This is a genomic window from Lysinibacillus sp. FSL K6-0102 (genome assembly GCF_038003545.1).
GTDB classification, from domain to species: Bacteria; Bacillota; Bacilli; order Bacillales_A; family Planococcaceae; genus Lysinibacillus; species Lysinibacillus capsici.
The window spans coordinates 3,250,191-3,264,022 of record NZ_JBBOPH010000001.1 but is presented as its reverse complement, the minus strand read 5'-3'; the positions used below and the strand labels follow the sequence as shown (position 1 = coordinate 3,264,022).

General features: G+C 36.8%; 11 protein-coding genes. 9 read left to right on the top strand and 2 right to left on the bottom strand.

What is annotated here, in order from left to right:
- The first annotated feature begins 57 nt into the window (after positions 1–57).
- Entirely contained in the window at positions 58–843 is a 786-nt protein-coding gene (recO, locus tag NYE73_RS16615; protein WP_048392194.1) for a DNA repair protein RecO, read from the top strand.
- A gap of 24 nt (positions 844–867) precedes the next feature.
- On the opposite strand, the gene NYE73_RS16610 is transcribed toward recO, so the two are convergent.
- Complete coding sequence (locus tag NYE73_RS16610) at positions 868–2,268, bottom strand: S-layer homology domain-containing protein (RefSeq protein ID WP_259948101.1); 1,401 nt, start codon at positions 2,266–2,268, stop codon at positions 868–870.
- 822 nt (positions 2,269–3,090) lie between these two features.
- Between NYE73_RS16610 and NYE73_RS16605 the strand changes: the two genes are divergently transcribed.
- Positions 3,091–4,821: an HD-GYP domain-containing protein gene (locus NYE73_RS16605; protein ID WP_259956351.1), complete on the top strand. Its 1,731-nt coding sequence runs from the start codon at positions 3,091–3,093 to the stop codon at positions 4,819–4,821.
- Between the two features lie 44 nt (positions 4,822–4,865).
- Here the strand turns inward: NYE73_RS16605 and NYE73_RS16600 are convergent, their stop codons facing one another.
- Positions 4,866–6,251: a glycine--tRNA ligase gene (locus tag NYE73_RS16600; RefSeq protein ID WP_004227145.1), complete on the bottom strand. Its 1,386-nt coding sequence runs from the start codon at positions 6,249–6,251 to the stop codon at positions 4,866–4,868.
- Positions 6,252–6,678: 427 nt separating this feature from the next.
- Here NYE73_RS16600 and NYE73_RS16595 point away from each other — a divergent pair, with 427 nt between their 5' ends.
- The 7 genes from NYE73_RS16595 (at position 6,679) to NYE73_RS16565 (ending at position 13,832) form a co-directional block, all read left to right on the top strand.
- The gene (locus tag NYE73_RS16595) at positions 6,679–7,311 is read left to right on the top strand and encodes a helix-turn-helix transcriptional regulator (protein ID WP_004227151.1); all 633 of its coding nucleotides are present in this window, start codon (positions 6,679–6,681) and stop codon (positions 7,309–7,311) included.
- 15 nt (positions 7,312–7,326) lie between these two features.
- The gene (locus NYE73_RS16590) at positions 7,327–8,139 is read left to right on the top strand and encodes a pyruvate, water dikinase regulatory protein (RefSeq protein ID WP_066036445.1); all 813 of its coding nucleotides are present in this window, start codon (positions 7,327–7,329) and stop codon (positions 8,137–8,139) included.
- Between the two features lie 206 nt (positions 8,140–8,345).
- On the top strand, positions 8,346–10,178 hold the full coding sequence (gene dnaG / locus NYE73_RS16585) for a DNA primase (RefSeq protein WP_081011013.1): 1,833 nt from the start codon (positions 8,346–8,348) through the stop codon (positions 10,176–10,178).
- Positions 10,179–10,210: 32 nt separating this feature from the next.
- Complete coding sequence (gene rpoD, locus NYE73_RS16580) at positions 10,211–11,338, top strand: RNA polymerase sigma factor RpoD (protein WP_004227165.1); 1,128 nt, start codon at positions 10,211–10,213, stop codon at positions 11,336–11,338.
- Between the two features lie 245 nt (positions 11,339–11,583).
- Entirely contained in the window at positions 11,584–12,150 is a 567-nt protein-coding gene (locus NYE73_RS16575; RefSeq protein WP_004227167.1) for a hypothetical protein, read from the top strand.
- Between the two features lie 462 nt (positions 12,151–12,612).
- Positions 12,613–12,975 carry a cytochrome c550 gene (cccA, locus tag NYE73_RS16570; protein ID WP_016993532.1) on the top strand — a complete coding sequence of 121 codons (363 nt, stop codon included), beginning with the start codon at positions 12,613–12,615 and terminating at the stop codon, positions 12,973–12,975.
- A gap of 164 nt (positions 12,976–13,139) precedes the next feature.
- Positions 13,140–13,832: a tRNA (adenine(22)-N(1))-methyltransferase gene (locus NYE73_RS16565; protein ID WP_259950841.1), complete on the top strand. Its 693-nt coding sequence runs from the start codon at positions 13,140–13,142 to the stop codon at positions 13,830–13,832.

Here is a 13,832-nt window from a genome sequence, read left to right as displayed (position 1 = left end):
AATTATTTTGGGCAGCTCTCTTTGCATGGATAGTTCTTTTAAGAAAGGAGGGGGATTATGCTTCATAAATGGGAGGGGATTGTATTAAAGGTTCGCGCTTATGGGGAATCTAATAAGATTGTTATTTTGCTAACCCGGGAAGCTGGTAAAGTGGCTACGATGGCTAGAGGGGCAAAAAAACCTTCTAGTAGATTGGCTTCCATCACGCAACCCTTTACCTATGGGATGTTTATGGTACAACATCATACAGGCATGGGAACTTTGCAACAGGGAGAACATTTAAATTCAATGCGCCATATTCGTGAGGATATTATGGCTACTGCTTATGCTAGCTATATTATGGAATTAGTGGAGCGAGTTGTGGAAGAAGGAAAGCCAGAGCCATTTGCGTTCGATGTTTTACTACATGCACTACAAGCAATTGAGGATGGCTATGATCCTGAAGCTATTACGTTATTTGTTGAATGGAAAATGTTGCCCTATACAGGTGTACAACCTATTTTACATGCCTGTGCTGCGTGTGGCGCAGTAGATGGGGAATTCGCTTTTTCCTTTGCTCAAGGAGGATTCTTATGCCATCGCTGTTATCAGCATGACCCCTATATCATTCGCTTAACGCCAACACAGCTGAAACTTATCAGGATGTTCTACACTGTTCCTATCGACCAAATTGGAAAAATAGAACTAAAAAAAGAAACAAAATATTTCATTAAAAAAATTATAACAACCATCTATGAAGAACAAACCGGTATTCGGTTTAAGACGAGAAAATTTATAGAGCAACTAGAACGTACCCCTGAACTGCAAATACGCTCGAAAGACAAAATGCCAGATGAATCTTAATATTCATCTGGCATTTCACGTTATTTAAAATTCATCCTCATCCTCTGTCACTAAAAAGGCCCACTGTCCAGCAATTTTTTTACTTTCAATATAAAGGTATGCTGTTTCATTGTTTTTACCTGTTAAATGGAGAATCGCTAGACCTTCAGCTTTTGGCGTAAGATGTAGTTGTCCGTTAAGAATCGTCGCTTTTACAGGCACTGGCTCAAAACCAAAGCTTTCGAGTGCTACATGTGTTGGTTCGAAAGGTAATTCTTGCGCTGTCAGTATTAATTCATCTGTCAAATGATATAAATCAATGCTGCGAACAAAATCATAGGAATACACATCTGCGGCCATCTTTTGTTGTTGCGTCCCATCTGAAAATGTAACAATGTATTGTCCATTTTGCGAGATGGACAGTGTTTGATCTTGTTGATTAAAGTTATAGAAATTTGAAGCGAGTGGCTGTCCATTCGCGTTTTGAACCGTCACCTCTGTTGGTATGAATGGTAATTTGCTCTCAGACAAATCGAGTGGTAAATTTTCGATATAATCATCTTCTTTTACTTCTTCAAGTGTTACCTTCAGCTTACCATTTACATTTTTGACATGTACTAAATAAAAAATGTCAATAAAGTCCTCTGAATCATCAGTCAATCCAGTAATCACTAATTTACCCGTACCTTCTTTTATAGGGGTAATCGTGATAGACTCTGTCATATCTTCCTCTTCATTCCATGTGAAAATATCCTCTGCTGGCTCAAGACCACCATAAGAAGCAAAAATATAGTCCTGTTTAAATTGACTTGCATAGACGGTTGCATTACCTAGCAACTTTTCAGCTCGTACAACAAAAGCAGCCAGCTGAGAGCGCTTTACATTGCTTTTTGGGCCGAAAGTCGTTGCAGATGTTCCTTTGGTAATCCCATTTTCAAACAATGCTTTAATATGAGGCTCAAATTCGTTCCCCTTTTTAACATCTGTAAACGGTAATTGGGTATTACTCGGACTTGTTAAGCCAAAGCCTTTTGCAATCATTTTAGACATTTGCTCGCGCGTTATATTTTGAGTAGGGTAGAAATAACCATTTGCGCCATTAATAATACCAGCATTTGCTAATGCTGCAATGGCTCCGTAGTTTTCATCACTAGGTTTGATGTCTTTGAATTGTGGATTTTTTACGTGAACTGTATCTAACTTTAAAATACCTGCTAAAATCTTCGCAGCCTGTGTACGTGTAATAGGGTTGGCAGGTTTAAATGTCCCATCCGTATAGCCTGAAATGATGCCACGCTCTGCTAATTGAATAATAGCCTTACCTTCCTCATTGGTTGGGTTGATATCAGGAAAAAATGATGCTGCATGTGCGGGTGGTGCGATAATAATCGCACTTGTTGCTAAAGCAGAAGCCATAGCTAGTTGAAATAAACGTTGAGACTGCAATTAAATTCCTCCAAAAAGTACAATAGAAAATTTTATAGTATATATGTTTCTGGTCAGACCTTCCTATGTATCAGTTCAAACTTCCGGACGAATGAATGTTAAAAGGTGATGAGTCTATAGCTTATTAAATAATCATTATTTAACAGCTAATACTAACTATAATAACTTATTTATACCAAAAAGATGGAACAGCGAATAGAGGGAATTTCATCCATATCATGACGTGTTTGGTAATCGGTGATGCCTAAAAAGGGGGAGCTAAAACTAATTAACTTGCATAGCACAGAACTCGCTTCATTTTATCTTTTAAATAAAAAGAAATACCTTTGATTTTATAGGAGGATGCAACTAGATTACCTTTCTTTTTAATGAATAAATTTCAATTTTTACAAAATAAAATTATTGCGTAAATTTAATTTTATTTGTTATTTTTCCGTCTTTAAATGAATAATATGAAGTCTTATTTATCTATATTTTTATTTATCTATATATTTATAAGTATTTTAATAGGTAAAAAGATTTGTATTTTTGTTTAGTTTTCATTATATAAGTGGTAGAAACTGTTCATTCGAGACCCATATACTAGTTGAAAAGGCATTTTAACCTATGATATTGTAAATGGTATAGATAATGGTAATTATATTTTTTAAATATAATTAAGTCGTTTAATCTCCATCGAAACTGATGTACGCTAGATCACTTTAGACATGCCTATGAAATATAAAAGCCTCTATCAGCAAAACGTATTGTTATACGTTTATCAGAATAGCGCAGTCCTATGGAAGAAGGAGGGAGTCACATAGTGCTTAGTACATTGCGTATGTGGCAAAATATATGCTACGAAAAGTAACCTTAAGTATTCATGAAGTTGAAGCAAATGATATATTAGCAGAAGATATTTTTTCAGAGTATCGTTTATTGGCTAAAAAGGATTTAGTTTTAACGGAGCGAATTATTGCCTTACTTAAACTTCGTAAAGTAGATGAATTATCTGTCTATTTGCCATCTGATTCAGTTCGAGTTGTCCATGATTTAAGTGCTCAACGAACAAGAGAATATGAAGATCTATTTGCCCCATTAATTGAAAAAAGAGATCCTGTGGATGATTATAAAGAGACAGTTAGTCAGCTTTTTATGACAACGTTGGAGAATGTCGTGCACGAATTACGCTATGGACAAATTCTTAAAAGCATACAGGATACGGCTTATGTAAGAGGTGTTTTTGAAAAGATTTTGGAAAAAAAACATCGCTATGAGCTACTTATGCGTTTAAAGGAATGGGACGAGTATTCATTTGTCCATTCATTTGATGTGTTTGTATTAGGTACAATTTTTGCTAGATACCTAGGTTTAACAGATATTGAAACATTAGCTAGGGGCTACCTGTTCCATGATATCGGGAAGGTTTTTATACCCCAAGAAATATTAAATCTGAAACGTAAACTCTCTGAAGATGAGTTCGATATTGTAAAGACGCACACAACAAAAGGCTACGAGCTACTCATGGAACATAACGAGGAAGACATTGCCTATTTGGCAAGAGATCATCATGAACGCTTTGCGGGAAAGGGCTATCCAAATCAACTTTGTGCGGATGATATGAGTGAGGGTGTACAATTATTACAAATTGTTGATGTATATTCAGCGATGACATCCAAGAGAGTCTATCATGTTGGCTATGGTGCTACAGATGCTTTAGCTGTCTTATACAGAGATCGACATTTATATAATGAGAGCTTTATGCATAAATTTGTTGAATGTTTAGGGATTTACCCAGTAAACTCTGTTGTTATGTTATCCGATAATCGCAGTGCACAAGTAGAACTTGTTTATGATTTATTTCCAACATTACCAAAAGTAAGATTGTTAGATGAGCAAAAATCAATGAATCTTCCTTTGAACTATAGTGTGAGAATTACGAAAATGATCGACTATCGAGCTAATAGCTTTGAAGAGATTTTCAACTTATTTGTAGAGCAATTAATCCGCTGTGACGAAAATAATCTGAGAATTCATTTTAATAAATTAATTGACCATTTACATCCTAAAGAAATTGTCTTAAAAATTTTTCTGCCAGCCTTTCGTATTTTACGTTTACTAACAAGGGAAATCCAAACGGATATGACAAAGTATCGCAATTCTATTGGTATTTTAAAAACGCTCCTAGAGGAGCAATTAAACGTTTTATATATGGATTATCAACATGAGCAAACGACCATATTAGTTGTGGAGACATCGTTGCGTGAAAATTTCTTCATTAAGCTTGTTCAAAGTATTTTGTATATTGATAAAATTGTGCCATTCTTTATAAACCCAGGTGATGATCAACGTATTACACAATTGATGGAACATTGTGACGTTAATGTCGCTTACTTTATTGAAGATGAACTAACTTTTGACAAACGGGTTCGTCCAATGCGAGAAGGTACATTCCTTTATTACTCACTAGCGGATATTGAGGAGCTATTAGTAAGCTTAATAGGTTTGAGCATGAAAAAGTTTTCATTCGAGGAAAAAATGCAAGAGCGCTTATTTTCAACATTTAAAGCATAAGAAAGAGGGAGTTGCCTGCTGGCTACCCCCTCTTTTTTAAGTGATTAGAATTGTAGGTGTTTTTCAATATATGCTTTTACTTCAGCAATAGGCATACGAACTTGTGTCATAGAGTCACGATGACGTACTGTTACTTGGCCATCCTCTTTTGAATCAAAATCATATGTGATACAGAATGGTGTACCAATTTCATCTTGACGACGGTAACGTTTACCAATTGATTGTGATTCATCAAAATCAACAGGGAAGGCTTTACGCAGTTCAGCCCAAACATCTGTAGCTTCATCAGATAATTTTTTAGAAAGTGGTAGCACAGCAGCTTTAAATGGAGCCAGAGCAGGGTGGAAACGTAAAACCGTACGTTTATCATCACCTTCTAGTTCCTCTTCATCATAGGCATCACACAGGAAAGCTAATGTTACACGATCAGCGCCTAATGATGGTTCAATACAATAAGGAACATAACGTTCATTTGATACAGGATCAATGTAAGTGAAATCTTCACCAGAGTGCTCCATATGTTGTTTTAAGTCGTAATCTGTACGATCTGCTACACCCCAAAGCTCTCCCCAGCCAAATGGGAATTTGAATTCGATATCTGTTGTAGCGTTAGAGTAGTGAGATAGCTCATCATCCTCATGGTCACGAAGGCGCATCGAATCTTCTTTCATGCCTAGGTTTAGTAACCAATTTTTACAGAATTCTTTCCAATATGCATGCCATTCAAGGTCTTCACCAGGTTTACAGAAGAATTCAAGCTCCATTTGTTCGAATTCACGTGTACGGAATGTGAAGTTACCCGGTGTAATTTCGTTACGGAAAGATTTACCGATTTGTGCGATACCAAATGGTGTACGTTTACGCATAGAACGTTGAACGTTTTTAAAGTTCACGAAAATACCTTGTGCCGTTTCTGGGCGTAAATAAATTTCATTTGTAGAGGATTCCGTTACACCTTGGAATGTTTTAAACATGAGGTTGAATTGGCGAATATCTGTGAAATCAGCCTTTCCGCAATCAGGGCATACTACGTCATATTTAATCATTGTTTCTTTCATTTGGTCGAATGTCATACCATCAACAATGATTTCATCGCCTTTCGCTAATGCAGCGTCTTCGATAATTTTATCTGCACGGTGGCGGGCCTTACATGATTTACAGTCGATCATTGGGTCATTGAAGTTTCCTACGTGACCAGAAGCAACCCAAGCTTTTGGATTCATCAAAATAGCAGCATCAATACCTACATTGTATTCAGATTCCTGAACAAACTTTTGCCACCATGCTTTTTTAATATTATTTTTTAATTCGACACCTAGTGGACCATAATCCCACGTGTTTGCTAAACCTCCGTAGATTTCAGAACCAGGGAAGACAAAGCCTCGATGCTTCGCTAAAGATACGATGGTTTCCATTGATTTGTTAGCCATAAAATAGCCTCCTTTAAATTTTTAATACGTTGTTTTAGCGGTAAAAACGCCGTAGTTTTTTCATTCAGTTGCAACTAAATGAAAATAGCACCCGTCTCCGGGCACATTGTATGCCCAGGGACGAGTGCTAATACCCGCGGTTCCACCCTGATTGTTTTAAACGAGTAGTTTAAAACCTCTTTTCAAAAAGTTAGCTCAGGGAGTGCCTTTTCTCTGTTGCTGTGTAGACTTTCACCATCTTCTACTCGCTATAGAATGGAACAGATACTTTTTTCCCATCATCGCCTGTATAACGCAATTTGCTCGAAAATACAGATAGAGCAAGCGTATGTGTCAATATTGTAGCATGTAGTTCTTTAATTCGCAATAATTATTAAAATAGTATATAATAATTGAGCATAAGTATAACACTATTAGATTTGAGGCGGTGAGTCCAATCGAACTCAATAAACGTCAGGAAGACATATTACAAATTGTGAAAGAAAATGGCCCTATTACGGGGGAACATATTGCCGAACGTCTCAATCTGACAAGAGCAACTCTAAGACCGGATTTAGCAATCCTAACAATGGCAGGATTTCTGGATGCAAGACCAAGGGTTGGTTATTTTTATTCAGGTAAGAAGGCATCTGTTACATTAATAGATAGTATTCACAATTTAAAAGTGAAGGATTTTCATTCAGGGCCAGTAGTTGTCCCTGAAACAATGACGGTTTATGATGCAATTTGCTTTATGTTTTCAGAAGATGTTGGTACACTCTTTGTCGTAGATAAGAATGAGTTTTTGACAGGCGTACTATCTCGCAAAGATTTACTGCGTACAAGTATTGGCACGCAGGATTTAAATAAAATTCCAGTACATATTATTATGACGCGTATGCCAAATATTTCGTACTGTGAAAGATCAGATTCTTTAATTGTTGCAGCGAACAAACTTATTGAACGTGAGGTTGATTCACTACCAGTAGTTGAACCGCAAGAGGGTGGTTTAACGATTGTTGGTCGTCTTACAAAAACAACGATTACACGGGCTTTCTTATCTCTTGCACAAAATGTCTAAATGAAGGAGAGCTGCATGAAAAGACTACGCGTATTTGTTGTATCTGATTCTGTCGGTGAAACTGGTGATCAAGTTGCAAAAGCGGTTATTAGCCAGTTCCGACCGGGTCTTGAAAATACTGTGATTCGTCGATTTCCACATATTCAATCAGAGGAGCTTATCCGTAAAATTGTTTTTCTTGCTTCGCAACAGCGAGCGTTTATTGTTTATACACTTGTTCGCCAAGAAATGCGTAAATTATTACATGATTTATGTGAACAAGAAAAAATTCAGGCTGTTGATATTTTAGGGCCAGCCTTACAATCAATGGCAGCTTTTATGGAAGAAAATCCATTAGAAACGCCTGGTATTGTTCATCTGCTGGATGATGATTATTTCAAAAAAATTGAAGCGATTGAATTTGCGGTAAAATATGATGATGGTAGAGATCCAAGAGGATTATTACAGGCTGATATTGTACTAGTTGGTGTATCACGAACTTCTAAAACACCACTATCACAATATTTAGCCCATAAAAAATATAAAGTGGCGAATGTACCTTTAGTGCCAGAGGTAGAACCACCAGAAGAGCTATTACAGATAGACCCTAAAAAATGCTTTGGATTGATTATTTCCCCTGAGAAGTTAAACTCAATTCGGAAAGAAAGATTAATGTCTCTCGGCTTGAATGATGATGCTATCTATGCACAGCATGAAAGAATTCTTGATGAGATTCAGCATTTTGAAAAAATTGTCGGTAGAATAGGTTGTAAAGTTATCGATGTGACAAATAAAGCTGTTGAAGAGACAGCAAATACGATTATCGAACATATTTTGACCTGTAAATAAGGATAGAATTTTAAACCACCTCGGTTAGCAGAGGCGGTTTTTTTGAGTGGATTTTGAAAATGGTATAGATAAAAACTAATTTTTGTTTTATAATAATAAAATTGTGGTAAAAATATTTATAAGAGAAAAATCCTAATTTTTTGTCGAGAAATAAAGGAATTTTAAAACGAATAGCGAATTGTGTTTCTAGAACGCAAATATTAAAGATGGTGATGGATTTGGCAGGGAAGATTCCAGAAGAAGTAATTGAGCAGATTCGCACACAATCAGATATCGTTGATGTTATTAGTGAATACATGCAGCTTACTAAGCGTGGGCGAAATTGGTTTGGTCTCTGTCCATTTCATGGAGAGCAAACACCGTCTTTTTCTGTATCTACAGACAAGCAAATTTTTCATTGCTTTGGTTGTGGTGCAGGGGGCAATGCCATTACTTTTGTAATGGATATTGAAGGCATTTCTTTTCCTGATGCAGTTGTGAAACTTGGGGAACGTGTTGGCATACACTTAGATGTTGAGCCAAGTTTCCCTGGAGGAACGAAAAAGATATCTAAAGCGGAAGAAAGGATGAAAGAAGCACACGCTTTTGCAGCAGATTTTTTTCATCATTTACTGTTGAATACAGAAGATGGTGAAGAACCTTTAAATTATTTGCTAGAAAGAGGATTTACAAGGGAACTTATCGAATCTAATAACATTGGTTGGTCTCTCCCAAGCTTTGATGCATTAACAATATTGCTTGAAAGAAAAGGTTATAACTTACAAGAAATTGCCGAAAGTGGCTTAATCATCAAAAGAGAGGGAGAAGAGCGTTATTTTGATCGTTTTAGAGGACGTATCATGTTTCCTATTCGAGATGAGAATGGTAAAATTATTGCCTTCTCAGGACGTATCCTTTCATCCAATGGTGAGGAAGCAAAATATTTAAATAGTCCAGAATCACCAATTTTCCAAAAAAGTGAAGTGCTGTATAACCTAGATAAAGCACGAACTTCTATCAGAAAAAATCGTCAAGTAGTATTGATGGAAGGATTTATGGACGTTTTAGCAGCCAACTCTGTAGGTGTCATGAATGTTGTTGCGACAATGGGTACTTCGTTAACAAATCAGCATATCACAAAGCTAAAGCGCTTAGTAGAGCAAATTACGATTTGCTATGATGGTGATAATGCTGGATTTGATGCAGCGAAACGAGCGGCGCAGCTACTGCATACAGAGCGAATGAAAGTTGATATTGCCGTGTTGCCAGAAAAATTAGATCCTGATGAATACATTCACACTTTAGGTGGACAAGCATTTAAGGAACAAATTTTGGAAAAACCTCATGCGTATATTGCTTTTATGATGATGCATGCTAGACGCAATAAGAACTTTCAATTTGAAAATGATACGCTTCAATATATTCAAGAAGTTCTTGAGCAGCTAGTGGGAAGATCTTCACCAGTTGAACGAGATTTGTATATACGACAGCTATCAAATGAAACAAACATCTCGGAAGAAGCCATTTATGCCCAATTCCGAAAACTGGAGGCTAATCAGGTACGTTCTGCTAAAGTGGAAATGCCTACACAGATACCTTCAATGCCAGTCACGCAACAACAAAAGCCTATGGACGCAGCCGAACGTGCCGAACGTTTATTACTGGCTCATATGCTTCATAATATAGATGTAGTGGACAGGGTATTACGTAGTGAGCAAAAAGAGCCATTTGTACGAGATGCCTATATGGCAGTTTTTGTTCGCTTAGTTGGATTTTATGAGGAGTATGGTCATCCTGATTATCAACGTTTTGTGGAAATTTTGGATGACGCTGAATTACGAAAAATTGTCATGGAAGCGGCTTTAGTTGAGCGAGATCCAGATCAAGCAGAGGCAGAGGTTATGGACTCTATCCGTCAGCTTCAAAAATATAGAATTGAGCAAGAAATTTATCAAAAGATGCATGAGTCAAAGGAAGCGGAGAAGATGCATGAGTATGCACGTGCACTTGAAATCGCCCAACAGATTATTCATTTAAGAAAATCGTTATCGGCGATTTAACCCGATTCGGTTGTTTAGAAGGAGGAAGGTTTATGGCGGACAAGTCAGAACGTTCAAAAGAGATAGAAGTAGAAATTACATTAGATGATGCAAAAAAATTCCTACAAGAAAAAGCAAAAACAGAGGGTGAAATTTCAATGAAAGAAATTTCAGAGAAACTAACACCTTATGAATTGGAAAACGAAGAAATTTTCCATTTTGCTGAGGATCTTGAAAAGCATAAAGATATTCAAATCATTGGAAAAGAAGAATTTGAAGAAGAAAGTCTAATGAAAGAAGAAGCGAACGAAGAAACTTTCGACTTAAATGATTTGAGTGTGCCACCAGGTGTTAAAATCAATGACCCTGTACGTATGTATTTAAAAGAAATCGGCCGAGTAGATTTATTATCTGCTGAGCAAGAAATTGCACTTGCTGAACGTATTGAGCAAGGGGACGAGGAAGCGCGTAAACGCCTTGCGGAAGCGAACTTACGTCTAGTTGTATCGATTGCAAAACGCTATGTTGGTCGTGGAATGCTATTCCTTGATTTAATTCAAGAAGGAAATATGGGTCTTATTAAGGCTGTTGAAAAATTCGATTATCGTAAAGGATTTAAGTTCTCGACTTACGCTACATGGTGGATTCGTCAGGCGATTACACGCGCAATCGCTGACCAAGCGCGTACGATTCGTATTCCTGTTCATATGGTCGAAACCATTAATAAATTAATACGTGTACAACGTCAACTTTTACAAGATTTAGGTCGTGAGCCTTCTCCAGAGGAAATTGGAGAAGAAATGGATTTAACACCTGAAAAAGTACGTGAAATTTTAAAAATTGCACAAGAACCAGTATCTCTTGAAACACCAATTGGAGAAGAAGATGATTCCCATTTAGGAGACTTTATCGAGGATTCAGAAGCACAATCTCCTTCCGACCATGCAGCCTATGAACTGTTAAAAGAACAATTAGAAGATGTACTAGATACGTTAACAGACCGTGAGGAAAACGTACTTCGTTTACGTTTTGGGTTAGACGATGGTCGCACACGTACATTAGAAGAGGTTGGGAAAGTCTTTGGCGTAACGCGTGAACGTATTCGTCAAATCGAGGCGAAAGCACTAAGAAAATTACGCCATCCTTCTCGTAGTAAACGTTTAAAAGACTTCTTAGAATAAAATTTAAAATAGCTGGAGCTATCCAAGTAGTGAGAAAATGACTAATTGGTATAGCTCCTTTTTTATAGAATTGAAAAGTCAACAAAAAGAAATTAGCCCTGCTATTCACCTATCGATGTTAGGCAATCATAGATAATTAGAATGAGGGAAATGCTAGATTTGCGACTTTATACAGATGTGTTTTCAAATAGTGTGAGATAAAATTGTAATACAACCATTATTAAGCAATGTTTGGAGCTAACACTATGACAAATCCTCGCAAAAAAATAATCCTTAATGAAATTTTGTTTTGGAAGCAAAATAAACTTTTACCTGAGCACTATTGTGACTTTTTAGCAGCTCTTTATACGGAGGGGGCTGACATAGAGGAGTTAGAACCAGTGCAACATCCTAAACAAGCGGTCTTGCCATCAGAAAAAAGAAAAATGATCCTATTGGTAGTGGGTCTATGTATCGCCATAATGGCTGTTTTGGCACTCTATTTTACAATGCAATCTTTAACATTGATTTTTACAGTAATCGTGGGAGTAGGTGCATGCATCTTATTTATTGCTGCGTGGCAAATGGCTCGAAAAAAACATCTACTAGCTCCCATTTTTCATGTACTAGCGGCCATCCTGTTATTTAGTATGTCGATCCGAATTTGTACTACATATTTTAGTGGAAATAATACGGTTTTATTTTGCTTGATTGCAGCAAATTGTGTCATTTGGCTGTTGTCAGGTATTAAAATGAAACTTCTATATTTCACAGTCTCAGGTGCTTTAGGATTAATAGCACTAGTTGGGTACTATATCATAAATTTATCCTGATTTAGCAAATGGTATTTCTATCGATGTATAAGGAACTCCATCTACTAGATCAGGTTAGAAACTTAATTGAACTTTAGTGTTTATATAAAACCATAATTTGTGACAATTTATCTATAATAGGGTCAGTATCATGTTAAAGTTTTTACCTCAGAAGATTCAAAATCTGTACGCTAATTAAAAACGTACAGATTTTTTAATTTTGGGTATATCAATGAGTGAAAAGGGTATGATAACAGCATAAATATAATGAAAAAGAAATTGTATAAAAGGATAAATTTGACCAATTTTGGATGTTGGCAAGACATATTTTATCCAATAGATACAGAAATGTCGAATTTGTTACAAACAAAGGAAAACTTAGCGAATAGGGCTTTTCGTTTCTTTGTTAATGAAGTACAATATTAGATGTTGACTGATTCTATATTATAATAGAAGTAGACTTAAAATGAGGAGGGGAAACTTATGAAAAACAATCCAGTCGTTCCTTACATCTTAATTCTGGCATTTGGTATTGGTCTTATTTTCTTCATGTCTTTACAAGGTGCAGATAACAAGAAAGAAATTGCTGCTGAACATGAGGGTGGTGGCGAAACTACTACAGAAACAACAGATGCAGAAGCTGATGGTTCAGCACTAGTACAATCTTGTATCGGTTGTCATGGTGGTGACTTAACTGGTAGTATGGGTCCAAATCTACATGGCTTAGATGAAGCACATATCGTAGAAGTTTTAACAAAGGGTATCGAAGGTACTCCAATGCAACCAAACATGAAAACTGAAGAGGAAGCAAAAGCAATCGCTGAATACATTTCTACTTTAGAATAGTAAAACTGACAAGTAGCTGTACTGAAATAGTACAGCTACTTTTTAGATTTAAGCATCATGAAGATGGGGTTGTCCACATAGAAATGTGAGACAACTCCATTTGTTTTTTTTCACGACATCATCCATACTATTAATGGACTCTATTGAAGATAGGCGGTATAAAAATGAACGCACAAAAACTTTCAAAGCGATTAGAAGCAGTAGCGAAATTTGTTCCTACAGGAGCAGTCATGGCGGATATTGGTAGTGACCATGCCTATCTACCATGCTATTTAATTAACAAAGGGACTGCCTCATATGCCATAGCAGGGGAAGTTGTAAAAGGACCCTATGAATCGGCGGTAGGACAAGTACAGAAGGAAAACTTAACTGAAAAAATTACAGTACGCCTTGCAGACGGTTTAGCAGCGATAGAAGAAGCTGACCATGTGGATACGGTGACAATAGCTGGCATGGGTGGACCATTAATTGTTTCCATTCTAGAGAAGCATCCAGAAAAGCTTCAAGGTGTCACACGTCTAATCCTACAACCAAATATTCACGCCAAGGTTATCCGTGAGTGGGCTTTAGCACATCAATGGGCGATTCTTGACGAAGAGATTTTAGAGGAAGATGATAAAATCTATGAAATCCTTGTGTTACAAAGAGGGCAAATGGAGCTCTCTACAGCAGAGATTTTGTTTGGACCTAAGCTAAGCCTGCGTAAATCACCAGCATTTACGAAAAAATGGTTGCGTGAAAAAGACAATTGGCAACGTGTACTACAATCCATTGAAGGAGCAGAACAAACACCTGAAATTGAAGAAAAGCGTGCAGAGTTAACGGCTCTGATACATTTAGTAGAAGGAGTTTTGTAA